29 protein-coding genes are annotated in these 26318 nt (G+C 34.1%); 20 read left to right on the top strand and 9 right to left on the bottom strand.

Features of this window, described 5'->3' with window-relative positions; genetic code table 11:
• Positions 1-30: 30 nt before the first annotated feature.
• The 3 genes from BTOYO_RS03335 to BTOYO_RS03325 form a co-directional block, all read right to left on the bottom strand.
• A complete protein-coding gene (locus tag BTOYO_RS03335) occupies positions 31-525 on the bottom strand; it encodes a hypothetical protein (protein WP_000901693.1) in 495 nt (164 codons plus the stop codon).
• Between the two features lie 89 nt (positions 526-614).
• Positions 615-1079: a DMT family transporter gene (locus BTOYO_RS03330; protein WP_000965810.1), complete on the bottom strand. Its 465-nt coding sequence runs from the start codon at positions 1077-1079 to the stop codon at positions 615-617.
• A 13-nt stretch (positions 1080-1092) separates the two neighbouring features.
• Entirely contained in the window at positions 1093-1539 is a 447-nt protein-coding gene (locus tag BTOYO_RS03325) for a DMT family transporter (protein WP_002039063.1), read from the bottom strand.
• A 108-nt stretch (positions 1540-1647) separates the two neighbouring features.
• Between BTOYO_RS03325 and yeiL the strand changes: the two genes are divergently transcribed.
• The 4 genes from yeiL to BTOYO_RS03305 all read left to right on the top strand — a co-directional run bounded on the left by yeiL (position 1648) and on the right by BTOYO_RS03305 (position 4430).
• Positions 1648-2340 carry a transcriptional regulator YeiL gene (gene yeiL / locus BTOYO_RS03320; RefSeq protein ID WP_023440994.1) on the top strand — a complete coding sequence of 231 codons (693 nt, stop codon included), beginning with the start codon at positions 1648-1650 and terminating at the stop codon, positions 2338-2340.
• Between the two features lie 13 nt (positions 2341-2353).
• Entirely contained in the window at positions 2354-2707 is a 354-nt protein-coding gene (locus tag BTOYO_RS03315) for a glyoxalase superfamily protein (protein WP_000632408.1), read from the top strand.
• A 150-nt stretch (positions 2708-2857) separates the two neighbouring features.
• Positions 2858-3901 (top strand): flavin-containing monooxygenase, encoded by a 1044-nt coding sequence (locus BTOYO_RS03310; RefSeq protein ID WP_000653874.1) that lies wholly within the window; start codon positions 2858-2860, stop codon positions 3899-3901.
• A 280-nt stretch (positions 3902-4181) separates the two neighbouring features.
• The gene (locus BTOYO_RS03305) at positions 4182-4430 is read left to right on the top strand and encodes a hypothetical protein (protein WP_000666948.1); all 249 of its coding nucleotides are present in this window, start codon (positions 4182-4184) and stop codon (positions 4428-4430) included.
• A 36-nt stretch (positions 4431-4466) separates the two neighbouring features.
• Here the strand turns inward: BTOYO_RS03305 and BTOYO_RS03300 are convergent, their stop codons facing one another.
• Entirely contained in the window at positions 4467-5504 is a 1038-nt protein-coding gene (locus tag BTOYO_RS03300) for a serine hydrolase domain-containing protein (RefSeq protein WP_001050191.1), read from the bottom strand.
• Positions 5505-5602: 98 nt separating this feature from the next.
• Complete coding sequence (locus tag BTOYO_RS03295) at positions 5603-5797, bottom strand: hypothetical protein (RefSeq protein WP_000819659.1); 195 nt, start codon at positions 5795-5797, stop codon at positions 5603-5605.
• Positions 5798-5930: 133 nt separating this feature from the next.
• On the opposite strand from BTOYO_RS03295, the gene BTOYO_RS03290 reads away from it, so the two are divergent.
• A complete protein-coding gene (locus BTOYO_RS03290) occupies positions 5931-6212 on the top strand; it encodes a hypothetical protein (RefSeq protein WP_000397728.1) in 282 nt (93 codons plus the stop codon).
• Positions 6213-6241: 29 nt separating this feature from the next.
• Here BTOYO_RS03290 and BTOYO_RS03285 read toward each other — a convergent pair whose 3' ends face one another.
• Positions 6242-6532 carry a DUF3784 domain-containing protein gene (locus BTOYO_RS03285; protein WP_000171769.1) on the bottom strand — a complete coding sequence of 97 codons (291 nt, stop codon included), beginning with the start codon at positions 6530-6532 and terminating at the stop codon, positions 6242-6244.
• A gap of 124 nt (positions 6533-6656) precedes the next feature.
• Here BTOYO_RS03285 and BTOYO_RS03280 point away from each other — a divergent pair, with 124 nt between their 5' ends.
• The 8 genes from BTOYO_RS03280 (at position 6657) to BTOYO_RS03245 (ending at position 13705) form a co-directional block, all read left to right on the top strand.
• Entirely contained in the window at positions 6657-6938 is a 282-nt protein-coding gene (locus BTOYO_RS03280) for a MazG nucleotide pyrophosphohydrolase domain-containing protein (protein ID WP_001028138.1), read from the top strand.
• A 34-nt stretch (positions 6939-6972) separates the two neighbouring features.
• On the top strand, positions 6973-7710 hold the full coding sequence (locus BTOYO_RS03275; protein WP_000739854.1) for a glycoside hydrolase family 25 protein: 738 nt from the start codon (positions 6973-6975) through the stop codon (positions 7708-7710).
• 136 nt (positions 7711-7846) lie between these two features.
• Positions 7847-8620: a BcII family subclass B1 metallo-beta-lactamase gene (gene bla2, locus BTOYO_RS03270; protein WP_000742460.1), complete on the top strand. Its 774-nt coding sequence runs from the start codon at positions 7847-7849 to the stop codon at positions 8618-8620.
• Positions 8621-9360: 740 nt separating this feature from the next.
• Complete coding sequence (gene hcp, locus BTOYO_RS03265; RefSeq protein WP_002093521.1) at positions 9361-10647, top strand: hydroxylamine reductase; 1287 nt, start codon at positions 9361-9363, stop codon at positions 10645-10647.
• Positions 10648-11133: 486 nt separating this feature from the next.
• Positions 11134-11454, top strand: coding sequence for a PadR family transcriptional regulator (locus BTOYO_RS03260; RefSeq protein ID WP_000429488.1), 321 nt, complete (start codon positions 11134-11136; stop codon positions 11452-11454).
• A 75-nt stretch (positions 11455-11529) separates the two neighbouring features.
• A complete protein-coding gene (locus tag BTOYO_RS03255) occupies positions 11530-11871 on the top strand; it encodes a DUF1048 domain-containing protein (protein ID WP_000891987.1) in 342 nt (113 codons plus the stop codon).
• A 322-nt stretch (positions 11872-12193) separates the two neighbouring features.
• Complete coding sequence (locus BTOYO_RS03250) at positions 12194-12955, top strand: ABC transporter ATP-binding protein (RefSeq protein WP_000063311.1); 762 nt, start codon at positions 12194-12196, stop codon at positions 12953-12955.
• Complete coding sequence (locus tag BTOYO_RS03245; RefSeq protein ID WP_000837814.1) at positions 12956-13705, top strand: ABC transporter permease; 750 nt, start codon at positions 12956-12958, stop codon at positions 13703-13705.
• A gap of 165 nt (positions 13706-13870) precedes the next feature.
• Here the strand turns inward: BTOYO_RS03245 and BTOYO_RS03240 are convergent, their stop codons facing one another.
• A complete protein-coding gene (locus tag BTOYO_RS03240; RefSeq protein ID WP_000755055.1) occupies positions 13871-14833 on the bottom strand; it encodes a helix-turn-helix transcriptional regulator in 963 nt (320 codons plus the stop codon).
• Positions 14834-14942: 109 nt separating this feature from the next.
• On the opposite strand from BTOYO_RS03240, the gene BTOYO_RS03235 reads away from it, so the two are divergent.
• Both BTOYO_RS03235 and BTOYO_RS03230 read left to right on the top strand, forming a co-directional pair.
• A complete protein-coding gene (locus BTOYO_RS03235) occupies positions 14943-15422 on the top strand; it encodes a GyrI-like domain-containing protein (protein ID WP_000801034.1) in 480 nt (159 codons plus the stop codon).
• A gap of 1116 nt (positions 15423-16538) precedes the next feature.
• Positions 16539-17231 carry a hypothetical protein gene (locus BTOYO_RS03230; RefSeq protein WP_000033278.1) on the top strand — a complete coding sequence of 231 codons (693 nt, stop codon included), beginning with the start codon at positions 16539-16541 and terminating at the stop codon, positions 17229-17231.
• A gap of 435 nt (positions 17232-17666) precedes the next feature.
• Here the strand turns inward: BTOYO_RS03230 and BTOYO_RS03225 are convergent, their stop codons facing one another.
• Together BTOYO_RS03225 and BTOYO_RS27910 are read right to left on the bottom strand one after the other, a co-directional pair.
• Positions 17667-17888 carry a hypothetical protein gene (locus BTOYO_RS03225; RefSeq protein ID WP_000265911.1) on the bottom strand — a complete coding sequence of 74 codons (222 nt, stop codon included), beginning with the start codon at positions 17886-17888 and terminating at the stop codon, positions 17667-17669.
• Positions 17889-17906: 18 nt separating this feature from the next.
• On the bottom strand, positions 17907-18104 hold the full coding sequence (locus BTOYO_RS27910; protein ID WP_002104975.1) for a hypothetical protein: 198 nt from the start codon (positions 18102-18104) through the stop codon (positions 17907-17909).
• A gap of 418 nt (positions 18105-18522) precedes the next feature.
• Between BTOYO_RS27910 and BTOYO_RS03220 the strand changes: the two genes are divergently transcribed.
• The 5 genes from BTOYO_RS03220 to BTOYO_RS03200 all read left to right on the top strand — a co-directional run bounded on the left by BTOYO_RS03220 (position 18523) and on the right by BTOYO_RS03200 (position 26251).
• Positions 18523-19155, top strand: coding sequence for a LysE family translocator (locus tag BTOYO_RS03220; protein WP_000254117.1), 633 nt, complete (start codon positions 18523-18525; stop codon positions 19153-19155).
• A gap of 98 nt (positions 19156-19253) precedes the next feature.
• Positions 19254-20015: a glycosyltransferase family 2 protein gene (locus BTOYO_RS03215; protein ID WP_000140994.1), complete on the top strand. Its 762-nt coding sequence runs from the start codon at positions 19254-19256 to the stop codon at positions 20013-20015.
• A gap of 583 nt (positions 20016-20598) precedes the next feature.
• Entirely contained in the window at positions 20599-21321 is a 723-nt protein-coding gene (gene sigI / locus BTOYO_RS03210) for an RNA polymerase sigma factor SigI (protein WP_002093524.1), read from the top strand.
• On the top strand, positions 21311-22696 hold the full coding sequence (locus BTOYO_RS03205; protein WP_000981232.1) for an anti-sigma factor domain-containing protein: 1386 nt from the start codon (positions 21311-21313) through the stop codon (positions 22694-22696). The genes sigI and BTOYO_RS03205 overlap by 11 nt, the downstream gene beginning before the upstream one ends.
• A gap of 204 nt (positions 22697-22900) precedes the next feature.
• Positions 22901-26251 carry a trifunctional glycoside hydrolase family 18/polysaccharide deacetylase/glycosyltransferase family 2 protein gene (locus BTOYO_RS03200; protein ID WP_000414304.1) on the top strand — a complete coding sequence of 1117 codons (3351 nt, stop codon included), beginning with the start codon at positions 22901-22903 and terminating at the stop codon, positions 26249-26251.
• Positions 26252-26318 lie beyond the last annotated feature (67 nt).

Genomic DNA, 26318 nt, shown 5'->3' with positions numbered 1-26318 from the left:
CATGAGCTTACGTGCTCATGACTTTTTTGTTTAAATAATTTTTTTAAATAAGTTATAAACCTTTTTTGAACTACCTTCATTTAATTGATAGTACGTAAGGTTTACATCATCAGGAGTATCTTGCCGAGCAATCATCACTTCGTTACTATGATGGTCAACTACCCATATGAAATATTTTTTATAAGTTCCATCTTCGAAAGTAATCCACATATCACAATCTATTAAATCTGATCCTTCTTCATCTAATGTTAATTTTCCTTTTTTGGCGGTATCCATACTGTTAATAAACGTTTTTACTTCATCTGTTTTTGTAAGAAAGATATCCTTTTTTGTTTTAATTGACTCGACATGTATATCTTTTATTTCCTGTTTTCCTAAAAAGACAGGGGGCTCATTTGGGTCCCTTTGAGTTGAAATGATAGTAGCTTTCTTTTTCGGTTTATTTGCAGTATAGAGATCTTGAATAGATTTCCCCGAGTTTATAAACCATACAATTCCACAAATAATTAATACGCTACCTAGCAATAAAATAATTTTTTTAATAGGGTTTTCTCCTCTCTATTATTTCGTGTGAAGAGCTTTTCTATTAATATATGATAGGTAAGCGTAAAGTATTATAGTTGAACTTGGTTATGCTTCACAGTTTTTATCGGGCGATCTATGAGTAAATTGTAAGTGAGCCCAATTAATACGAAAATGCCACCGATAACTTTACCGATTGAGAGTTCATTTGTCAGGAAGAAATCAATAATAGTCCCCGCAAATAATTGTCCGATAAAGATGAGTAATGTTAAATAAAAGGCTGATATTTTAGGAGTAATATAGTTGGATAATGAAATAACGATAACGCCAACTAATCCGCCTAAGTATACAGCGATAGGAATGGATTGCAACGTATGAATTGGAATATAAAATGAATCTGAACTGAAAATTAAAAATAGAGCGGAGAAAAATAATCCAGTAATATAATTGAAAAAGGTCCCTTCCCAATTGCCAATTTCCTTTGCTAAATTCGCGTTAATAATTCTAGCAACAACGATAGAAACACCAGCTAAAATAGCGATCGTAATATATAACATTTTCTTGCCCCCATTAATAAATTGTCATGATTATAATTCCAGAAGAGATGAAACATAATCCAATTAGTTTTTTCTTTTCAAACTTTGCAACTTTCATTCCTAATAAGCCGAAATGGTCAATAACGATGGAAGCAATAGATTGACCGAGTAAACTTAATGCGATCGTAATAGAAGCACCAAGGACGGAGAAACTTATATTGTTAAAAAGAACAGTGAATACTCCAATCGCTCCAGCACTATATAAAAAAAGTGGAATACTTTTATCGAAACGAATTTTATTTTTGTTTATGATTAAAATGAAGATAACTGCAATTAAACCGACAAGGTGAATGACAACGCTTGCTGTGTACTTGCCAATTAACTCAGATAAAATCCCATTCAGTGGAAGCATAACGGCGATGAGCACACCAATAAAGACAGAAAGAAAGTTATACAATGTAATATCCCCTTTGTATTTCATATTTGTAATGACTGTATCATGCTGAAATTGTGTATTGTTATGACATATGTCATAGTGGAAGAAGAAAATTTTGATTACAATGGGGATGAGTTGTAAAGGTGGGGAACTATGAAGAAAGTATGTAATTCTATTAAATTAGCAGAGTATATGAAGAAAAATAATATTGATTCATTTTTTAGTCATGATATGAAGCCATATATGGAACTTATATTTTTTAAAAAGAATGAGTTTATTTGTAGAGAAAATGAAGAGATAGATTATTTATATTTCTTTGTTGAAGGAAAAGCGAAAGCGTTTAACACATTAAGTAACGGGAAATCCGTATTACTGTGTTTTTATGATAGTTTGCAGTTACTTGGAGATGTGGAGTTAATTCATTCCCAAAGGATTACTTCAAATGTACAAGTGATGGCAGATTCATATTGTGTGGGGTTACCTTTAGGAAAAGTGAGAAATAAGCTATTTCATGATGCGAAATTTTTAAGATGTATTTGCGGATCATTAGCACATAAATTAAACCGACTTTCAAAAAACAGTACAATTAATTTATTGTATCCGCTTGAAAATAGACTTGCGAGTTACATGTTAGCAGCAGGGGAACGAGCAGTTCAGCATGAAAATAGAATTGTATTTAGTGGGAATTTAACGGAAATAGCGGAATTGTTAGGAACGAGCTATCGGCATTTGTTGCGAACATTAAATATTTTTTGTGATAAAGAGATAATAAAGAAGAACGATGGATGCTATGAAGTAGTAAACGTGGATGTTTTGAGAGAATTGGAAGCAGATGTTTATAAATAGGAGGAGAGTATAAATGATAACACCTATATTTAGAATTTTTGATATTGAAAAAGCAAAACTATTTTACTTAGGTTTTTTAGGATTTAAACTGGATTGGGAACATCGGTATGAGGAAAATAGGCCATTATATTTGCAAATTTCGTTACAGGATGCTGTGATACATTTATCAGAACATCATGGTGATGCCTCACCAGGTGGTGCGATTCGGATCAAAATAGATGATGTAAAGGATTATCATTCTGTATTATTAAGTAAAGAATATGCCTATTCGAAGCCGAATATAGAAAAAACACCTTGGGGTACAATTGAATTAACTGTAATTGATCCGTTTTCAAATAGAATTACACTGTACGAGGAAAAATTGTAGAAATGGAATGAAGAGTAGTTCATAGAGCAGTGAACTGCTCTTTTTTATTTTGAGTAGATATTGAATCATATAAAAAGAAAATGTTATGATTATGGAAACGTATGAATATATGAACAAGTATTCATATGTTTAAGGAGAGGAGGGATTAGAATGAAAGATCTAATTATTATTGGGGCGGGTCAAGCTGGATTAACAATGGGATATTACTTGAAGCAAGAAGGGTATAATTTTTTATTACTTGAGGCAGGAAAACGAGTTGGTGATTCATGGAGAAATCGATATGATTCTTTGCAGCTTTTTACCTCAAGGTCTTACAGCAGCTTGCCGGGCATGACGTTAATAGGTGAAAAAAATGAATTTCCATGTAAAGATGAAATTGCAACTTATTTAGAAGAATATGCAAGACATTTTCAATTACCGGTACAATTACAAACGGAAGTTCTAAAAATAAAGAAAGAAAAAGAAATATTTGAATTACATACTCCTACAGAAATTTTACAAACGAAAAAAGTTATTATTGCATCAGGTGGTTTTCAGCAACCATTTATTCCCTCAGTTTCAGCAAATCTATCATCACATATTTTTCAAATACATTCATCACAATATAGATCATCATCGCAAATTCCACAGGGGAAGGCACTTGTAGTAGGTGGCGGAAATTCAGGAATGCAAATAGCAGTAGAACTTGCAAAAACGCATGAAGTTACGGTATCTATTAGTCATCCTATAACGTTTTTACCGTTACAACTTTTTGGAAAAAGTATTTTTAATCTGCTAGAAAAAGTGGGTTTATTGTACGCTGAAATAAATACAAAGAGGGGAAGATGGTTTCAGAAGAGAAAGGACCCTATTTTCGGTTTTGAAGGTAAGAAACTTATTCGTAATGGAGCAATCAAACTGCAAGAAAAAGTAGTAAGTGCATCAGGAAATAACATTATGTTTCAGAATGGTGATACTTATAGTGCAGAAAGCGTTATATGGTCAACTGGTTTTGTACAAAATTATAATTGGATTGAAATTGAACAGGCAGTGAATGAGAAAGGATTTCCTAATCATATAAAGGGAATCAGTCCAGTAAAAGGATTGTATTATATCGGTTTACCATGGCAATCTCAAAGGGGGTCCGCACTTATTTGTGGTGTAGGAAAGGATGCAGCGTATGTACTTTCTGAAATCAAAAAAATAGATCAGTAGCAGCAACTACTGATCATCCATATGTACATGAATTAGGAGAGGTCAAACATTTATTAACTTTATTATAATAGATTTTCATAGAATTAAAAACTGAAAATTCAAATTTAATGTTGAGAAAGTTTTTTGTATCGAAATATATGAAAAAATAGGGATTTTTATTAAAACAGAAAAAGATATTTCTATTTTAGTAAATTATGATATAGTCTAAATAAGCGTGTTTTTCCATAAATGTAATTATTTTCATTGTAGTTTTGTTTATATGAGGGAAGGAGAAGTAATTATGAAGTTTGATGATCAACGCTTACTAGGAGTCCGATTAGGTTCTGTACTTGTGACAGAGGAAAATCAATATTTAGTAATTAAGAAAAAAGATCATTATGCACTGTTAAATATACATAATTTAGAATGCACACATGTTGAAGTGCAGTTAGAACATTTGGAAGAAATGTTGCGGGAAGATTTCCAAGAAAGTATAACGGAGATTATCGCACCAGAACATATAAAAATTGTTGCGAAAAATGTTATATAGATAAAGAAGCTGGAAGGAACAGCTTCTTTATTTTCATTATAAGGATAACGTTTTTACAACCTCACCAATGATCCCTTCCATTTGATGAACACCTAAATCGGAATTAGTCATAATAACAGCACCATTCCCGCAGTATGGATAACAAACCATCATACATTGAAATCCAACGCCCCATCCGAGTGAATAAACCTGTAATTTTCCATTAGAATCATCTAGAAAAACACCTAATCCAGTCCATTTTGAGCAACCTTGAGGAGAAATCATGTCTATTACTAATTTTTGAGAAAGTTTTAGTTTGCCCTTTCCTTGTAAGGAATGAATGATTTCAATAACTAAAGCTGATAAGTCAGTTGGTGTTGTCCAAATGCCTGAAGCAGCTGCGAATGGATAAAATGGAAATCTCTCATTTGCTACAGTTCCATCTTTATTATGGCCGCAAGCAAAAACATCAGTTTTATCTATGTCTTTTGGAGAGAAGAGTGTACTATTTTTCATTTGTAGTGGCTGGAAGATATGTTCTTCTAATAACTGATTAAATGATTTTCCTGTAATATCTTCTAGTAGTAGCTCGATTATACAAAAGTTTGCGTCCGAGTAATGAAATTCACTTTCTGGTTTATAAGCTACTTCTATAGGTACGGGGCAATATAGTGTTTTACCGGAAAGGAGCTCAGACATATTAGGTAATCCTTTTGCAGGTGTATAATGTTCAAAACTATTAGGTGGATCAATGAGTCCAGATTGATGGCTTAATAAGTTTCTCGAAGTGATGCTTTTTTGTGAAGTAAATAGATTGGTAGGAATGTTCCAAGATGTGAGTTTATCATTTACGTCTTCATCTAAATATACGATACCTTGCTCTGATAATGTTAGTACGAGCATTGTAGTGATGAATTTGCTGATAGAGCAAGAATTAAAGAGAGAATTTGTAGTAACAGCTCTAGTTGTTCCAGCTTCAAGTGTTCCAAAGGCAGTCGCTTCATCTAGTTTGCCATTACGTATAACAGCGAGGCTTAAACCTGCAACGGAATATTGATTCATTTTTTCGTATATATTGCTACTTTTTAAGTTCATGGTGACTCCTTTCTTTAAAGACAGAATATTATTTTTATTATACAGTAGTAAAAAAAGAAAACACTTCGTCATTCACCAATGAAGTGTTTTCTTTTTAGTTAGTTTGAAGTGAACTTTTGAAAAAATTTGTCTCGGTACATGTACATAACCCATGAGATTGTTATTAAAAAAATAATGATTTGTTTGTTTTTAATTGGTGCATTGAAAACAAGCCAACCAACTATATCAAATAATAAATGTAGCACGATTGAAAGAACTACAAATTGAAGTAACGTATTTAAAAATCTTTTCATAAAGTGTCCCCCTAAAATAATAGGTTTTATTAACAGTTTGATATAGTAGTATTATACATTAAATGTTTGATATGGTAAAATTTACATAATTTAGTGAAATAAAACAAATGAAAGTTAGTAAGGGGGAACATTCATGGAATTCTGGATGGTTATACCGATAGTAGCCTTTGGTTTCATTTATATCGCTGAAAAATTAACTACAATTGAAAAGAAAAATGATGCGCGTTTAAAGAGAATTGAAGATAGATTACAATTAATTACGAAAGAAATGGGAATTATAGAAAGAGAACCTGAAATTAATAAAGAACTACGCCAGCTTGTAGAAGAAGGCAAAAAAATTACAGCAGTTAAGAGAGTAAGAGAAGCTTTTGGTTTTTCCTTACTAGAAGCGAAGCAATATGTTGATAAATTATAAAAAAGATCATCCATTTGGGTGATCTTTTTTCACTGCACCATGCGTGTATTTACATAAGCGGCGATAATAAAGTGTCCAATTATAATGATAGGAATAACGATCGTGACATTAGGAGTAGTGAAGACACTACCGATTGTGGCAATGACACCAGCAACTAAATTATAAAGACCAACTATTTTTGATAACTTCACTTTATCAGGCACGCGGCGTTCGTTGAATCCTGATAAGAGCCAAGTGTATTGTTTTACTCCAATGAAATAAGCTAGTGCAAATGAAAGGATTGCCACTATGAATAATGATGGGGAAGCGAAGAGAGTCATTGCAAACACCTCCGTTAATGGGCTATAAATAAATTATAGTCCGAATGTTATAATTTAACAAAATATAATTTTGGTTTTAAGTGTAATAGAAAAATGGAGTATTGGTAATGAGGGGAGATTAAGTATGAATATTGTGGAGTTTCAGAGGTATGTATCAAATTTCAGTAAAGAAAAAAGATTTCAAGATACAACAATTGAAGAGCGCACCATATATACGATGGCGGAATTAGGTGAATTAGCGGAAGTCATATTAAAGCGTGATACAATACAAGATGCGAAAAGAGAGATCGGTTTAGAAATGTTTGATGTAATTTGGAATGTATGTGATTTAGCAAATAAATTAAATGTTGATTTAGAGAAGGCGTTTGAAGAAAAAATGAAAATTAATAAAAAGCGTGAATGGTAAGTAGAATTTTAATTTGTAAAGATGGGTGATATGAATGAAAAAGAATCTTTTTATAGGAGGAATCTTTACTTTAATTAGTGTAATAAGTGTTGTCGTTTACTTAGTTTTTCAAGGCATATTCATTCCGAATCAAATAAGTGCTGATAAGTATGAAATAAAAGGTGTAGATGTCGCATCGTATCAAGGGGATATAGATTGGAGAGAGTTGGAAAAGCAAAATATGAAGTTTGCGTTTATAAAGGCGACTGAAGGAAGCTCGTTTGTGGATGAGTACTTTTCGAAAAATTGGACGAATGCGAATAAGACAGATATGCGCATCGGAGCGTATCATTTTTTTAGTTTCGATAGTAAGGGTGAAACACAAGCAGAGCAATTTATACGAACTGTTCCAAAATATAAACAAGCACTGCCACCCGTAATTGATGTTGAGTTTTACGCTAACAAAAAAGATAATCCGCCTAAGCGTGAAGATGTTGCGAAAGAGTTGTCGGTCATGATTGAAATGCTAGAAAAACATTACGGTAAGAAAGTAATATTGTATGCAACTCAAGAGGCATATGATTTGTATATAAAGGATGGGTATCCCAAATGTGATATATGGATTCGTAGTGTTCTTACAAAAACAAGTTTATCTGATGAGAGAAAATGGACGTTTTGGCAATACACGAATCGTGGGAAATTAAGCGGTTATAATGGAAAAGAAAAGTATATTGATTTGAATGTATTTTATGGGAATGAGGAAGAGTTTGAGAATTATGGAGTGAAAGGTTAAGTTTTAAAGCGTACAACATTTTGTACGCTTTTTTATTATTTCTAAAAAAATATGTAAGACATGATGGAACAAAGATTGGAGATGAATTGTCTAATATAGGTAATAACTATTTAGTTTGAAAGGAAGGATGGAGAAAATGAAAAAGAATACATTATTAAAATTAGGGGTATGTGTTAGTTTACTAGGAATAACTCAATTTATTAGTACAATTTCTTCTGTGAAAGCAGAACAAAAGCTAGAGCAAAAAGTAATAAAAAATGAGACGGGAACTATTTCAATATCTCAGTTAAACAAAAATGTATGGGTTCATACGGAGTTAGGTTATTTTAATGGAGAAGCGGTTCCTTCGAACGGTCTAGTTCTTACTACTTCTAAAGGATTAGTACTTGTTGATTCTTCTTGGGATGACAAATTAACGAAGGAATTGATCGAGATGGTAGAAAAGAAATTTAAGAAGCGGGTAACGGATGTCATTATTACACATGCGCACGCTGATCGAATTGGCGGAATAACAACGTTGAAAGAAAGAGGCATTAAAGCACATAGTACAGCATTAACTGCGGAACTAGCAAAGAAAAGTGGATATGAAGAGCCACTTGGAGATTTACAAACAATTACGAGTTTGAAGTTTGGCAATACAAAAGTAGAAACGTTCTATCCAGGGAAAGGACATACAGAAGATAATATTGTTGTTTGGTTGCCACAATATCAAATTTTAGCTGGAGGCTGTTTAGTAAAATCTGCGGAAGCAAAAGATTTAGGAAATGTGGCGGATGCGTACGTAAATGAATGGTCTGTATCGATTGGAAATGTATTGAAACGATATAAAAATATGAATTCTGTCGTACCTGGTCATGGTGATGTAGGGGACAAAGGGTTACTTTTACATACATTGGATTTACTAAAATAAGACATTGTTAGAAGAAAGAGAGGAGAAATAATTTTCTCCTCTCTTTCTTCTAACTATATTTAAATGCTGAATTTGTCGATTATGCCAGCATATATTACTGAGATTTTAATTCCAAGTATACAAATACTAGTACCGTCATAATTGCAATAACAACGTAAGTAGCATCAAGCATTATAAGTGTTTTTAAAGTTTCAGTCATCCTAATTCACCCCTGCTATAAAAATATAACATGATCTTTTTATCAATCAGATAAGAGATCACAAAGATACAATATACATGAAATTTCTTAAGTAGGTTCTATTTAAATATATCATATAAATAATGTAAATAATGTTAAGATAGTGTAAATGTATTGTAAATAAAAAGGTTTACAATAAAGACTTTAATAAAAAATGACAGTTCCTTAAAATTAAAAATACGCTCTTCTTTCTATTGAATGATAGAAAGAAGAGCGTATTTTTATATCTATTTTCATATGTGATGAATTGCAACTATTTGTACAAGGGATTCAAAAATTTTTTTCGTTGTATATATTTCTCCAAATTAATTATTTAGCTATTTAAAAGTATCGAAAGATGTGGACACACTAATGTATATTTTTTAGTGTCAATAAAAATATTATGTCAACAATATGAACTGTCACAAATCTTTATATATTATTGTGATTGATATCACATCACTTTTTTTCAATGGGTATTATGCTTAAGGTGTAATGAATGATTGGGAGAGGGTGGGATGATATGTTTTGTTATCAATGTGAACAAACGCCAACAGGCGGATGTAAAGTAATGGGTGTTTGTGGAAAGAATGAAACGATTGCTAGTTTACAAGACACGATTGTGTTTGGGCTAAAAGGAATTGCGGCTTATCGTACTCATGCTGCTCAGCTAGGGTATACGGATGCATTTGTAGATGCTACAACACAAGAAGCTTTATATATGACATTAACAAATTCTAATTTTAACGAACAAGAGCATATTGATATGGCTATGAAAGTTGGGAAATCAGCTTTACGGGTGATGGAGTTATTGGATGAGGCACATACGAATCATTTTGGTGTGCCAGAGCCTGTACAAATTACACAAAATCGTGTAGAAGGTAAAGCAATTGTAGTTACGGGTCATAATTTATTTGCATTAGAAGAACTATTAAAGCAAACAGAAGGAAAAGACATTAATATTTATACGCATTCTGAAATGCTACCAGCACACGGATACCCGCAGCTGAAAAAATATAAACATTTAAAAGGAAACATCGGTAAGGCATGGTATGATCAAAGACGCCTTTTTGAAAAATTTACTGGTGCCATATTAGCTACAACGAACTGTGTTATGCCAATTAAAGGCTCGTACTCTGATCGATTCTTTTCATATGACATTGCAGGTTTAGAGGGTATACAAAAAATTGAAAATGATGATTTTACACCATTAATTCAAAAAACGCTAGAACTTCCAGAAGTACATATGGAGTCGGATGAACAGTTAGTTACAGGGTTTCATCATAATACAGTATTATCATTAGCTCCAGAAATTATTGATGCAGTAAAAGAAGGGAAAATAAAGCGTTTCTTTGTTATCGCCGGTTGTGATGCACCGGGAAAAGGCGGAGAATATTATCGTGAATTAGCAACGTCACTTCCGCCAGAAACGGTTATTTTAACAACTTCTTGTGGGAAATTCCGCTTTAATGATGTGGATTACGGTGTTGTACCTGGCACGGAAATTCCGCGTTACATTGACTTAGGACAATGTAACAACTCCATTTCTACAGTGAAAATAGCGGCTGCTTTAGCAGATGCTTTTCAATGTGAAGTGAACGAATTGCCAGTAAGTATTGTCCTATCATGGTTTGAACAAAAAGCAGTTGCCATTTTGCTCGGGCTATTTAGTCTTGGAATTCAAGATATTCGCATCGGTCCAAAGGCTCCTGAATTTATTTCACCTGGCGTACTTGATGTATTACAAGAAACATTCGGTTTAAAACTGATTACAAATGCAGCAGAAGATATGGCTATGATGTTATCGTAATAAAAAATGATCTGTCTTATTAATAAGAAGAGCTAGCCATATTCATTAACTTTGGTATAGTATAGCGCCCCAAAATAAAAATGTAGAATTTTTGTTTTGGGGTATTTTCTTTTCTTAGTGGGATAGGTATGGGGCAAAATAAAAAAAGAAAATAGGCTGTATCGAATAGGTAATAGTTGATTTTAGAAAAAATATAAAAATCGAGTTGACATTCATCGCTACTTAGTCATACAATGTACTTGTGATAAGCAATACTGAGTAGTGTTGTTTCTCAAAATATTTGCAGTAGACAATAGGTAATAGCGGATTTTAGAAAAAATTTGAAAATCAGTTGACATCTATCACTACTTAGTCATACAATGTAGATGTAATAAGTGATACTGAATAGTATGAATTCAAAAAAACTACTCAGTAAAAAATTCGCCTTAGTACTCTGTAATACTGAATATAAGTCAGACAGAATAGGGGGTAAAGGAGGATCAGGACATGGAAAATTTAACTGAAATGCTGAAAGGTTCACTGGAAGGGTGTGTACTGGAAATCATTAGTCGCCGTGAAACGTATGGCTATGAGATTACCCGCCACCTGAATGATCTTGGGTTTACCGAAGTTGTGGAAGGTACGGTGTATACCATCCTCGTACGATTAGAGAAGAAAAAGCTTGTGAATATTGAAAAGAAACCATCAGATATGGGACCGCCTCGTAAGTTTTATTCATTAAATGAAGAAGGCCGCCAGGAGCTTGAATTGTTTTGGAAAAAATGGGATTTTGTATCGTCAAAAATTAACGTCTTGAAGTCAAAATAGGTTCATAAGATAAAATGTTCCGGCCGATACTTTGGGAATTTCTTGCTCGGTTTTATAAAAAAGGAGGAAAATAAGATGTTAGAAATGTTTAAAAAGTTAATTGGTGATAAAAAAGAGTACAAAATGATGATGGCACGAGTTGAGGCTCTGCCAGAGGACTACCAATTTGTATTTAAGAAAATTCAAAACTACATGTGGAATTTCTCAGCGGGTAACGGGATGGATATGTTACACATACAGTATGAATTAATCGATTTGTTCGAAGCGGGTGCAGCGGAAGGAAGACAAGTGCTTGACATTACTGGGGATGACGTGGCATCCTTTGCTGACGAACTAGTGGCAAACGCTAAAACTTACGTCTCCAAGTATCGTGAAGATTTGAATGAAAGTATTATGACAAAATTGAGAAAAAAATAAATGGAATAAGTAATACCGACTGATTAGCTGGTTACACATATGAATTGCCACCATAGCTATTCAGTTATATTTTTAACTCAGTACTAAGTAATACAGAATATCAGTGATACTAAATAGGTAGAGGTAAATAAATTATCTTCGCAAAACATTTTTATCCCGCATTAACGGGCAGTAAGACCCCCACCTCAAAATTCAGCGTAAGCAAAGAAGTTAGGTCGGGGATCAATTGCCCGTAAAAGCCCGATTGATTCAACTAATAATCAGTGGGGGATGAACAAAACCCCCACTGATTAAAGTTTCACTTTATAGGGAGGAAAAAAGTATGAGTAATGCAGCGATTTCTATAAAAGGCTTGAAAAAATCCTTTAAAGACAAGGAAGTTTTAAAAGGGGTAGATTTTGAGGTGCAGCGTGGAGAAATTTTCGCGCTGCTAGGCTCAAATGGAGCGGGAAAGACAACAACGGTCAACATCCTTTCGACGCTAATGAAGCAAGATGGCGGTGAAGTAAGCATTTGCGGATTTGATGTACAGCGTCAACCAGATCATGTTCGTCAAAGTATCAGTTTGACAGGGCAGTTCGCAGCTTTAGACGGTATGCTTACTGGGAGGGAAAACTTGATAATGATCGCCAAGTTACGTGGTGTTTCCAATCCCGCTCAAGTTGCTGACAATCTACTTGCAAGATTTAGCCTGACTGATGCGGCAAACCAAAGGGCAGATCAGTATTCAGGCGGAATGAAGCGCCGGCTTGATATCGCGATGAGTTTGATTGGAGCGCCAGCAATTATTTTTCTTGACGAACCAACGACTGGACTTGATCCTGAAGCGCGAATCGAAGTGTGGGATACAGTTAAGGAACTTGCCAGTAGCGGTACAACTATTTTGCTTACGACTCAGTACTTGGAGGAAGCAGAACAACTGGCAGACCGTATCGCTATTTTGCATGGCGGAAAAATTATTACGACAGGTACTCTTGCTGAACTAAAAGAGATGTTCCCACCGGCAAAAGTGGAGTATATCGAAAAGCAACCGACATTGGAAGAAATCTTCCTTGCGATTATCGGTAAAAAGGAGGAGATGTAAATGAAAAGTAAAACTGGTGTATTACTAGGTCGTTTAATGCGTAACATTATGCGCAGTCCGGATACAATTATTACGGTAGCGATTACACCGATTATGATGATGCTATTATTTGTCTACGTGTTTGGCGGCGCAATAAAAACAGGAACGGAAAATTACGTCAATTATTTATTGCCGGGAATTTTGCTAATGGCTATCGCATCCGGTGTAGCTTACACTTCCGTGCGACTATTTACGGATGTAAAGAGTGGGCTGATGGCACGTTTCATTACGATGCCTATTAAGCGCTCATCTATATTGTGGGCCCACGTTTTAACCTCTCTTGTTGCTAATGTACTTACTATCGTGGTGGTTATTCTTGTTGCACTCTTAATGGGCTTTCGTTCCAGCGCTAATATTCTAGATTGGCTTGCAGTAGCTGGGATACTAGGGATGTTTACGTTGGCGCTAACATGGCTAGCTATCATTCCAGGATTGAAAGCGAAGTCTATGGAAGGGGCGACTGCTTACTCGTACCCGCTAGTTTTTCTTCCATTTATTAGTTCGGCCTTTGTCCCTACCGAAACGATGCCAAAAATTGTTCGCGCGTTCGCTGAGAACCAGCCTGTGACTTCAATTGTGAATGCGATTCGTGCTCTATTATATGAAGGAACTGTTGGAAACGATATTTGGATTGCCCTCGCTTGGTGCGTCGGAATCATGGTTATTGCTTACTTCTTTGCTAGTAAAGCATTTAAACGTCAGTTAGGGTAAGAAACGAGATAAACGAAACCTTCAGGAATAATATATACGTTTAGAAAAGCACGGGAGATTTTCCGTGCTTTTATTATTTTTCATGCTCTCATTGTAGTAAATGAAATGGTATTTAAAAATAGGATGATTGTCCAGTGATAAAGCTTAATATTTGAGGCTCACTGCTTATGGAATATATAAGCACACTCGTTTTTGTAAATCTGCTAATACTTCATCGGGTATTTCCCTGATTTTAATATCCTTCCCTAGGAAAAGTAGCCAATTTGTTATTTCCGTCACTTCATCGGGATTGTTAACATTGATAAAAGTTTTTAAAATGGCTGTAGACTGGTAAGGATTTGTATAAGATATTGATCCTTTTAAAGGATGGTATTTTTTGAACTGGGCAATCGCTTTTGGTCCAAGTTCAAGTACCAAGTTGATTATTTCGTCCTTCTTACTTAGTTTTTCTAAAATCTTTTTCTTATTTAGCCTTTTTTTCGTCGTGTATGGTTCGATATTGGTGAGGTCATCGACAGGAAACATTATCTTCTTTTCTTCTTTTAAGTCAAACCCTTCAATGATCCAATGGCTTTTTTCTTGATAAAGGTGTAGTAGATAAATTGGATAAGATTTGATTTCCTTTTCTTCTTTGATGGTAATCAATAAATGGTTATCCAAAAGAAGGAGTTGAATGAGTTTTTCTAACATAGGATGGGGGAGGTCAGAAAGCTCAAGTAGATCGGGATTATGAGGGTTAGTCCCTTCAAACAGCAAGAGTTGATTTAAAAGAACAAGGTCATCTTGCTGGGTTTCTGAAATGAGTCCTAGTAGTTTTTCTGCTAATGACTGACGACTTTTTAGATAGGGAAGTTGTTGATTCCTCGTAGCCATAAAGGCAATAAAAAGAGCTTTCACTTCATTATCAGTAAAGCGAACAACGGGCAGGATAGAGTTATGCATAACAAAATATCCTCCGGTCCTTCCAACTTCAGCGACAAGTGGCATCCCCATAGCTTCAATTTCTCTAATGTCTCTAATAGCTGTCGATCGTGAGATGTTAAATTCTCGTATGATTTCAGAAATTGTAAAGTGGGAGCGGTTGTTGATATACCGCATAATTGTATTAATCCGTTCGACTTTTTTCATTTTGGTCTCCTAAACAGTATCATTTTTTGACATGGTTTAAAGGTATTATAAACGTATCAGATGAAAAGATAAATCGTTTGATTAATAAAAAAAGAGGCAGGTTTTGTATATGAAAAATTATACTATAGAAGAAAAAGATAGCTTTATCGTGTTAGGTATTGGAACTGAAATTAAGAGTGAATACACAGACTTTGCTGGAATAAATAAAGAAAAGGAAGACTTTTGGTCGGCTGTTAAAGAAGATGGAAGGCTGGACACTTTAAAAGCTTTAGCTACAAATGAATACATTTTTTCCGTGAGCGAAGCGGTGAATAACAAAATGATGTATTATGCGGGTGTCATGACAGAAGCACAAATAGAAGAAGAATCTAGAGTGATTCAGTTTCCTAAGGGGGAATATGTAGTAGTGAAAGGTGAAGGTAAGACGGCTGAAGAGCTAAGTAATAAGCTTACTGGCATCGCCTTCGGTCAAGCTTTACCAGAAGCAAAGGATTTTGCCTATGTTGGTGGACCGAATACAACGGTTGAGATGGGGCAGAGAAATGGCTTATTATTTGGTGAAATGTGGATTCCGGTTGTTAGGAAGTAAAGTGATAAAAGGTGCGAATATGGAAAGTAGAGGCTAACGATCTTGTATTGTTGGCCTTTTTTCTGTGAACATAATATTTATAGTCAGCTACACACTATATTCTGATAAAAGGGAATTACTGTAAGATTGTGTTGGGTGAACAAAAAAGCTAGGAGTTCTTCTAGCATAAGGGTACAACTTAAAGTCGTAAAAGATAAAATAAATTAACGTTGTAATTAAACTTTAAATGTTAATTACTGTAGCAGTTAAATTACTTTCATTAATAGTGTTAGTTGATGTACCAATTCCCGAGGCATTCAGATTTAGACTGTATATATAAGTGCCGGGGGAGGGGTATCTATCCAGACTACTGAAACATTGTGTGTTCAATTAGTTGAAACATTCGCTGGTTTTTGAATATTATCTTGAGATTCTGACTGAACCGTAATAATAAAGGCATCTCTTTTCAGAATAAGAATTGAAGATACACTAAATTCTGTGAGAGGAATTAGAGAAGTATAATTAGTTCGGAAAACCCCTTCTAACTTTACTATTTCATTAACGCCTACACTAATAGCTGGTAATACGAGGGTAGTTGGGCTAGTTGCAGTATTATCACTTTGGTTAAATGTCAGTGAAATAATGCCAGGCGGCCCAGTATCGCCCTTTAGGGCACTATTTTGGGCACTAAATCAGGTGCCTTTTTACATTGGAATCGATGATACGATATTCCTACAGTTACTCGTTCTTTGAAAAGAGCATAACGTGGGGATAACGTATCTATGCGCTCATAATCAATGATCATAGCCGCTTTATCAAAATGTTACTGGAGAACTGGCATGGGTGGTAAGAATCCGCAATAAGGACTAAAAGACCAATTACATTTAAATATTTAGCCACGGTGCGTGAGTGTCGTGGCTTTTGTGTTTCTTATTGAGTTTAGTGTTTTCTATACTAGATTCATAAGTGATATAAAGGAATTTATAAAAAAGGTTACTTCTCATTAACTTTAGATACAAGGATAGTGTAATAGTGAAGATTTTGCTATTCATTTTTTGAATATTACTTTAAAATTTAGATAAAAAGATAGTATTACTTTTGATTAATTTTAAATGTCGAAATTGAGGGTGAATGCTAGTGTCTAAATTTACACAACAGGACCAAGAGGATTTTAAAAAAAATCTGCTTTATAAAAAAGATAAGAAATTTGTTGAATTTATCGTGGATAGTTATGTACATACCAAGGAGTTTTCTAATGATACTGATAGTTTATCTAATAAGGATAAATTAATGGAGTTAGAAAAAAATGATTTAAAGTATGTGAAAGCAAGAATAGAAAGTTTATCTGAGTACCATGATCCACTTAAAATGGATTCAATGATTCTACCAGCTGTTACGGTTTTATTTTCTGTACTTGCGACTGGATTTTTCGTTAATGCAAAGATGATTAATGGATCCACTAATTCTATGCAGATTAGTGGATTTACCGTAACAGGTTTCTGGATTTTTACAATCATAACTTTTATTCTTTTCGTATTGAGACCTGGTAAAAAGAAGCATAGTAAGATTATTTTCTTTAGTAAACTGGTTGACATATGTATTGAAGAGAAAGAACAGAAAAAAGAGCAAGAAGAAAAGAGAAGAGAGCAGAAAGAGAAAGAACAGGAAGAGCAGGAAAAGAGAAGAGAGCAGAGAGAAAAAGAAGAGAAAGAAAAGCAGCGAAAAGAGAGTGATTATAAGCTAGTACGTTTATACCTTGAAAAACTAGTTATGCAAGAAGAAATGAAGGAAGTAAAAAGAAGCAGAAGAAAAAGATATAAAAAAAGATGATTCGGTGAAAAGCGCCCATTTAGGTGCTTTTTTTGTACAAAACAAACGGACTCAATAAACGAAAAAACAGTGATGTATGAGAGGTGTATTTTATTAAATTGCATTTAATTTAAAATAAAATGTGAAACTTTTCAAGAGTAGCTATTTTTATTTTGTATAATAAATTTTAGGCGAACGATTCAAAACGTTAAAACAGGGATGTTCAACAATAAATACGCTATGATAATCCAGAATGGCTAAGCGAAAATGAAGATATAAGCGAACTTAATGTGAAAGATAAAAGAGAAAACGCTAAGAATCGTTGGCAAGGAAATGCAACCGAAACAGCTTATAGTAAATATACCGATTTTAAAGATTGGAACAAGTAAAAGTAGCGAATCCGCTTCTTTTTTATTTTGCATAGAAAAAAGGAAACCATAAAGGATTCCTTTTAAATTACGCTGTCTTATAAATTTTATTTTTAATCCTATTTTTAGTATCTATAAATGCGGCGTATGTAGCTATAGCACCACCTAAATAATAGACTTGGAATTTGTGGTCAAAAGCTAATCCTGTAATGAAATTGTAGCTGTATATAAAACAAGTTATACTGAACAACCATAACATGAACTTTAAATCTTTTAAGCTCAATCTATAATTCTTAATTCTTTTCCACATATGTATCAACTCTTATTGTCATGAGGCTCTGTAGTTTTTCTTTTTAAAATCACGCATGTTGAGGAAAAAGAATAAAAGGAAGATAACAGCTGCGATGCCATTAATCCAGTAGTATGTGCGTCCTGTTGTGAATCCGTTATAGAAGGAATAGACATTCCAAATTATAAGAAGTACTGAACAAACAGTAGAGATCATTAATGAGCCAAAACTTCTCATGATTTTCACCTCGATTCAAAATGTTAAAACTTATTTATAATTTCACATTCAAATAATTAGATTTACAAGAATAGGATGTAATAAAATGATTTAAAGAAATTACCATGGAAATTATTTGAAAGAACTTGGTGAAGGGGAAGGGGGAAGATTGGATGCATTAGCGGATGAGTTAAACGGTGTAGTAAATAACCATTGGTATTCGATCAAATAAAAAGTGCTAACAAGTTTGCAAACGAACTTGCTAACACCTATACGAATTAGACATAAAATGCCGTTGATATTTCATTTAAAAAAATAGATTTATTCAAGGAGATTTTAAAGTTTTACTTAAGGGAGCGAGAAGTATGAATCTTTTCTCTCCTCAATCATGATAAAATGTACAATAGGAAATTTTATGTAACATAAAGGGGGAAGGTTTATGGTCAGCTTGAGTACCTTGGTAGCTTTTGCAATTGTTTCGCTTAGCATGGTTTGTTCACCTGGGCCTAATATGATTTACCTCATTTCCCGTTCCGTTACGCAGGGACGTATGGCGGGATTTATTTCTTTATTGGGCATCATGCTCGGATTTGTAATCTATATAATCGCAACTATGTTTGGACTTACAGTTCTATTCGTTGCTGTTCCCGCTGTATATGAAGCAGTAAAGTGGGCAGGTGCTGCTTACTTGCTCTGGCTCGCCTGGAATTCGATAAAACCGGGTGCTACATCTATTATGGAACCTCGTATGATTTCTAATGAGCCACCAAGGAAATTATTTCTGATGGGACTCATGACGAATCTTCTGAATCCAAAGATTGCTATTTTGTATGTATCACTTCTACCTCAATTTGAAGATCCAGAGAAGGGATCGTTGCTTTTTCAAGGTGCAGTTTTGGGGCTTACGCAAATCACTGTTAGCTTTATAGTTAACCTTGTAATTGTATGTACAGCAAGTAAAATTGCAAAATGGTTTGGCACACGCCCAACGTGGCTACGAGTACAGCGTTGGCTTATGGCAAGTGTTTTAACGGGGCTTGCTGTACGTCTTGCTTTTGAACGTCGACAGTAAGAGCCTCTTTATCTGCAGTTTCTATAATATAACCTAATAAATATTAATATAAGTTATGTATAGCAGATATTTACCTTATAAAATAAGGGGGGAATATTATGACTGAGACAAACGAATTTTCAGGAGTCAATTTGAAAAAAGATGTGAAATTTTCTATTATAATTCCTGCACATAATGAAGAAAAGTACATTAGAAAATGTTTAGATTCAATTGCAAAGGCATCAGAGGCATATAAAGAGCAAACGGAAGTTATAGTTGTTTTAAATCGTTGCACAGATAAAACAGAGGAAATAGCAAAATCTTATAATTGTGTTACATTGAAAAATAACGATAAAAACTTATCTAAAATTCGAAATGCAGGGGCTAAAATAGCTAATGGAGAAATAATCGTCACTATAGACGCTGATACCATAATGACAGAGTCTATGTTGTCTAATGTAGATAAATATTTAACTTCAGGTAAATACATTGGTGGTGGGGTAAATGGGAAGTTTGAAAGAATATCTTTAGGAATATTTCTCTCCGCAATGTTAATAATAATTCCCTTACTTTTTAAGTACGGAGCTATATCTGTAGGGATTTTTTGGTGCTATAGAAAAGACTTTATGGCAATCAACGGATTTAATGAAAACATGCTTATGGCAGAAGATGCAGATTTCGCTAAACGGTTAAAAGAATGGGGAAAGAAAAATAATAAGAAATTCGGTACTATTAAAAATGGAATGATAACTTCATGCAGAAGATTTGATACATATGGAGACTGGACTTTACTTAAAAATCCAAAAGTAATTTTAGCTTATCTAAAAGGAAATGATAGAAAATACGCAGATAAGACATATTATGATAACCAAGAAAGATAAAAATGGAGAAAATCGGCAGAGGATAGCTAGTACTTTTTTAGATATAATGAGAATCCAACTTAATTTAATAGATATTATAAGAAAACCATCAATTTGATTATCCTTTTTCAAATTGATGGTTTTTTATTTTTGAAATAAATATGTATTTTTTATAAAAATATTTTTTGACCCCCATAAAACTATGTATTCCTCCGAATATGTATAGTGAAGAAAATAATTAGAAGAAAAATGACTATGAAAGAATATAGAAGTATTAATAAAATTACTAGATTAGGTGGGCATCTAAAATAAAAGGATGAAATTACCAATGGTATAGAGGAGAGTTATTCAAGGATTGCAGATAAAATAGAAAAAGAATAAGCAAAACGAACGGTAGAAAATAAGAAAGTAGATAAAAATACAAACTTAACTTTAGTGCCGAGAGAAAAGGAAAATCATTAAGAAAACGTTGGAAAAAGTTAGACTCTAAAAATATAACTAACAGCAAGAAAACAAGACCGAAGAAAAGTACCAAGAAAATCTGGTTAAATGGTCACTTGTGTAGTGGCCATTTTGCTATTTGAAGGAGGCTGGGAGATTACAAGTGTTGAGTTTAGTAATGAAGATCTTAAGAAAACCGAAAATAGAAGATATCGTATGTAACATACAAAACAACGAAGCAGATAAAGAAGCATTTATCGTACAGTATCAGCCTTTTATTAGAAAATCAATTTCATCTGTCTGCCGCCGATATATTACAGAACAGGATGATGAATATAGCATTGGATTGTTTGCGTTTAACGAAGCAATTGAACAGTATTCATATACAAAAGGAAAATCCTTTTTAGCGTTTGCTGATCTTCTTATAAAAAGAGATGTAATTGACTATATACGTAAAGAGTCTAAACATAACTTTGTCTTTTTAAAAGAAGATGAGCAAGAGGAAATGTTAGAAATGCAAGTGTCGCTTACGGAGTATATGAAAGAGATGGAAAATAGTAACCGTAAGGAGGAAATTCTTCATTTTCAAAGTGTGCTAGCTGAGTTTAAAATCACATTCTCAGAGCTTGCTAAAGAATCTCCTAAGCATCGTGATACGCGTGAGCACTTAATAGAAATTGTGAAAATTATTATAAAAGAAGAGGAAATGATGGAAGAGCTGTTCCGAAAGAAAAAGTTACCGCTTAAACATATTGAACCGCGTGTTAGGGTAAGTCGTAAAACGTTGGAACGACATAGAAAATACATTATTGCAATGTGTATTATTTTTGCAAACAACTATACATATATTCTGGATTACATAAGAGGGGAAAAGCATGATGAATAAAGGAATTGTGATGGATATAAAAAAGCATAGCGTAGTTGTTTTAACACCAAATGGAGAGTTTATTACGTGTAAAAGAAAAGGGGATTCTTGCATGATCGGGGAGGAAATCTCATTTGATGAGCAAGAACAAAAAGCATCGCATTTTTCGATTCCTTCCTTTTTAAAGCCTGCATCAATACTTGTTGCTTGTTTTCTATTTGCAGTGTTGTTTTTCTACAACCAACCAGAAGAAAAAGTATTTGCTTACGTCTCAGTTGATATAAATCCAAGTTTAGAGGTGAGCGTAACGAGGGATTTTCGTGTTATAGATTTACAGGCTTGTAATGATGATGGAAGGCGTATTTTAAAAGAATTGAAGCAATGGGAAAATAAACAATTGCAAGAAGTAATACGTACTATTATAAAGCAAAGCCAAGAGGATAAGTATTTAACGAATGATAAGCAAGTTATGCTAACAGCTGTTGCAAAGGACAAGGCACTAGAACCACAGTTGGAAAAGGCAATGAAAGAATTAAAGAAAGAATATGAGCTAAAACATATTACAGTTGAATATCAAAGTAGCACGATGCAAGTACGAGAGAATGCTAGAAAAGCTGGAATTGGCACAGGTGTCTATATAAAGCAAGAGAATGAAAAGAACAAATCGCTTACTCCCCCTGCCATGCCGTCTAATCCGGTGGAAAATGAAGAAGAGGTGCAATCACAGCCGGAGTCATCTCCTAATGCATCACTGGATTTGTCTCCTGTAGACGAAAAAAAATATGAAAAGCAAGAGCAGAAAGAACAAAAGAAAACAGAGGAACAGCCATCGAAGCAAATAAAAGAAAACAATGGAAGAGGATCTCAGCAAGAAAATAGAGGGAATCAGCAGGAGAATAACAGTAGAGAATCTCAACAAGGAAATAATGGGAATCAGCAAGGGAACAACGGAAGAGGGTCACAACAAGGGAATAATGGAAATGGGCAAGGGAACAACGGAAGAGGATCACAACAAGGGAATAATGGAAATGGGCAAGGGAACAACGGAAGAGGATCACAACAAGGGAATAATGGAAATGGGCAAGGGAACAACGGAAGAGGATCTCAACAAGGAAATAATGGGAATGAGCAAGGGAACAACGGAAGAGGATCCCAACAAGGGGATAATGGAAATGAGCAAGGGAACAACGGAAGAGGATCTCAACAAGAGAATAATGGAAATCAGCAAGGGAACAATGGAAGAAATCCTCAACAAGGAAATAATGGGAATCAGCAAGGGAACAATGGAAGAGGATCCCAGAAAGAAAATGATGGAAACGAGCAAGGGAACAATAGTAGGGGGTCTCAACAAGAAAATAGAGGCCACCAGCAAGGGAATGAAAAGAAGAATCAATAGAATCTGGAAGTGAGAGAGTCATTTCAAAGCTAAAAGGATGTATCTCGCTATTGTGGGCAGTAAAACTCCCATCTCAAAATTTGGCTGGGGCAAAGAAGTTAGGTGGGAGTTGGGCTGCTTGTAAATGCACAATTGGTGAGGGCTGATTAAAGTTGCACTTTATTATTTTATAGTTCTATTAAGAAGGAGTATGTGAAAAATATAATGGAGAAAAACATTCAACAAGAGAAAGATAAAGAAAAACCTGTTTTTTATGATCCGAAAGGAAGGAGAAACATAGCCTTTATTTGGTTTCTATGTATCTCAATAGTTAGTGTAAGTGTTGTATTTTATTTTTTCTTTCAAAGTATTTTTTCAACACCAGAAATTCCAAATATGAATACCGCTGTACAACAAGATACTAAACTTGTACCAATTAATCAAAAACTTAGTGATCAGCAGTTAAAGAAGGAAGAATTTAAACTAAATACCGAAACGAAGGATAATAAAAATTTGGTGAATTCGCCGAAGGATAGTAAACAACCTAAAGAAGTGTATGGTTTTTATGTAAACTGGGATGAAAATAGTACCGCTTCTTTAAAAGAAAATATCGATTCATTAACTACGTTAGTACCAGAGTGGTATCATTTAAAAGCAGATTTAACGATTAGAAGTGAGATAAAACCTGAGATAGTAAAGTTGGCAGAAAAAAATCAAGTGAAGATTATGCCTTTGCTTACTAACTATACTGAGGAAGCTTCTGGTCCTGATAGTGGGCTAATTCATAAGTTACTGAATTCTTCAAACGATGTAAAGACAAAGTTTATTAATGATTTAGTAAGCCAAGTTAAAAAGAATCAGTTTTCAGGTATTAATATTGACTTTGAGGCTGTACCTGAAAGTGATAGAGAAAACTTAACAAATTTTATGAAAGAACTTACTACGGAATTTCATGAACATGATTTACTCGTTACACAAGATGTTCCAGCTAATGATAAGGCTTTTGATTATAGTGCGTTAGCAAAAATAATAGATCGAATGATTGTAATGATGTACGATGAGCACTATGGAGCTGGGGAACCAGGACCAATTGCTTCAAATAAATGGTTCCAACATACATTGAAAGAACTGAATATTCCGTCTAATAAGCTTATAGTTGCTTTCGGTAACTATGGATATGATTGGGAAGTAAATAGTAAAGTAGCTGCGAAGTCTTTAACTTTCTCAGAAGTTATGGCAATGGCTCATGATTCAAATATGAAAATACAATGGGATAAGATGAGTGGAAACCCTTATTTTAGATATAAAACAGGAGAGAAAGAACATACTGCTTGGTTCTTAGACGGTGTTACTCTCTATAATCAAGTAAAAATCGCAATGGACAACAATGCAAAGGGGTTTGCATTATGGAGACTAGGAGCAGAAGACCCTACAATATGGAAGGTTTTAAAAAATCCTATTGAGGTACAAAAAAATCCTAATGTATTACATAAAATCAATAGTTTAGATGAAGTAAATTATTCTGGACAAGGTGAAATTTTACAGATTGAGAATGAAAGAAAAAATGGATTGAGAGATTTTAAAGTAGGCAAAGATGGTTACCTTACAGATGAAGTATATCACTCCTTACCATCTGCGTATGAAGTGCAACGATATGGAAAACCAAATGGAAAACAAGTAGTATTAACATTTGATGATGGACCAGACCCGAAATATACGCCAGAAATATTAGATATATTAAAAGAGAATAAAATAAATGCTGCTTTTTTTGTACTTGGTGAAAACGCGCAACTAAATACTAATATTGTAAAAAGAATATACGATGAAGGGCATGAAATTGGCAATCATACTTTCAAGCATCCTAACATAGCTGATACGTCTTTACTACGAACGAAAGTAGAACTTAATACGACGCAACGTTTAATTCAGGAAGTAACTGGACATTCTACGGTTTTATTTAGACCACCATATGAAGCGGATGCTAACCCGGATTCATCAAATGAAATATTGCCTATTTTACGTGCACAAAATATGAACTATACAATGGTAGGGGAAAAAGTTGATCCCGAAGACTGGGCAACACCATCAACAAATGAATTAGTAAGACGTGCTCTTAATCCTATTTATAAGGGAGAGGGAAATATTATTCTTCTCCATGATGCGGGAGGGAATCGTACCCATACAGTAGAGGCGCTCCCGATCATTATTAAAGACCTAAAAAAGCATGGATATAGTTTTGTAACAATTTCAGATTTAATGAATAAAGAACGAGATGAAATTATGCCACCTGTTTCTTCTGAGGGTAAGCAATATTTACTTTACAATAAAGCTGTCTTTTCAGGAGCGGGATATGCAAAGCATATATTAACAACGATTTTTTATATTGCTATTGGATTAGGTATTTTTCGATTCCTATTTTTAATTTATTTTGCATACAAGCAGAAAAAGACAGTAAGCGCCCGCTTATTTACTAATTCTTCTTATCAACCTTTCGTTACTGTTGTCATAGCAGCATATAATGAAGAAAAGGTGATAGCTAAGACGATTCGCTCCATTTTGGATAGTGATTATAGAGAGTTTGAAGTTATTGTTGTGGATGACGGATCGAAAGATGGTACGTCAAAAGTAATGGAAGAAACATTTTATAAGCATCCTAAAGTTCGTTTAATTCAGAAAGAAAACGGCGGAAAATCATCGGCAATGAATTTAGGGTTTCAGCAATCACGAGGAGAAATCATTGTTACGTTAGATGCAGATACTATTATTGCACAAGATGCTATTTCTTTAATGATTAGACACTTTGAAGATCATAATGTAGCGGCAGTTTCAGGGAATGTTAAAGTTGGGAATAGACGGAATTTATTGACTACTTGGCAACATGTTGAGTATATTACAGGATTTAACTTAGAACGTAGAGCTTTTGATGAGTTAAATTGTATTACAGTTGTTCCTGGAGCGATTGGAGCATGGCGTAAAAAGAATGTAGTTGAATCTGGTTATTTAAGCGAAGACACATTGGCAGAAGATACGGATCTTACTATTACATTTTTACGTCAAGGACATAGAATTGTATATGAAGAAAAAGCATATGCTTTTACGGAGTCACCTGAAGATGTGAAAAGTCTCATTAAACAACGATATCGTTGGTCATACGGTACACTCCAATGTCTTTGGAAACATCGAAAAGCGCTGTTTCATTCCAAACATAAAGCATTAGGATTTATTGCATTGCCCAATATGTGGTTATTCCAATATGTTCTGCAATTTATTGCACCTTTAGCAGATATATTAATGATTATGGGGCTTTTTGGTAGCAATCCGCTAAAAGTATTAGGATTTTATCTTGTATTCTTTGTCATAGATCTTCTCGCTTCACTATTTGCATTTAAATTAGAGAAAGAGAATCCAAAACCATTAGCATGGTTAATTTTACAACGCTTTATTTATCGTCAATTTATGACGTATGTTGTCATTAAATCTATATTCTCATCGATTCGAGGAGTAGCAGTAGGGTGGAATAAACTAAAGAGAATGGGGAGTGTTAAACATTCCACGGAACATAAGGAGGCATCATAAGAGAACAGATTATCTGCTCTCTTTTTCATTGATTTTAGCTAGTTGAATATAGAGTAGTAACATAAAA

Origin of the sequence: Bacillus toyonensis BCT-7112 (assembly GCF_000496285.1) — a bacterium.
GTDB lineage: Bacteria > Bacillota > Bacilli > Bacillales > Bacillaceae_G > Bacillus_A > Bacillus_A toyonensis.
Note: the sequence above shows the minus strand (reverse complement) of the source record. Positions and strands in the feature narration are given on the sequence as shown.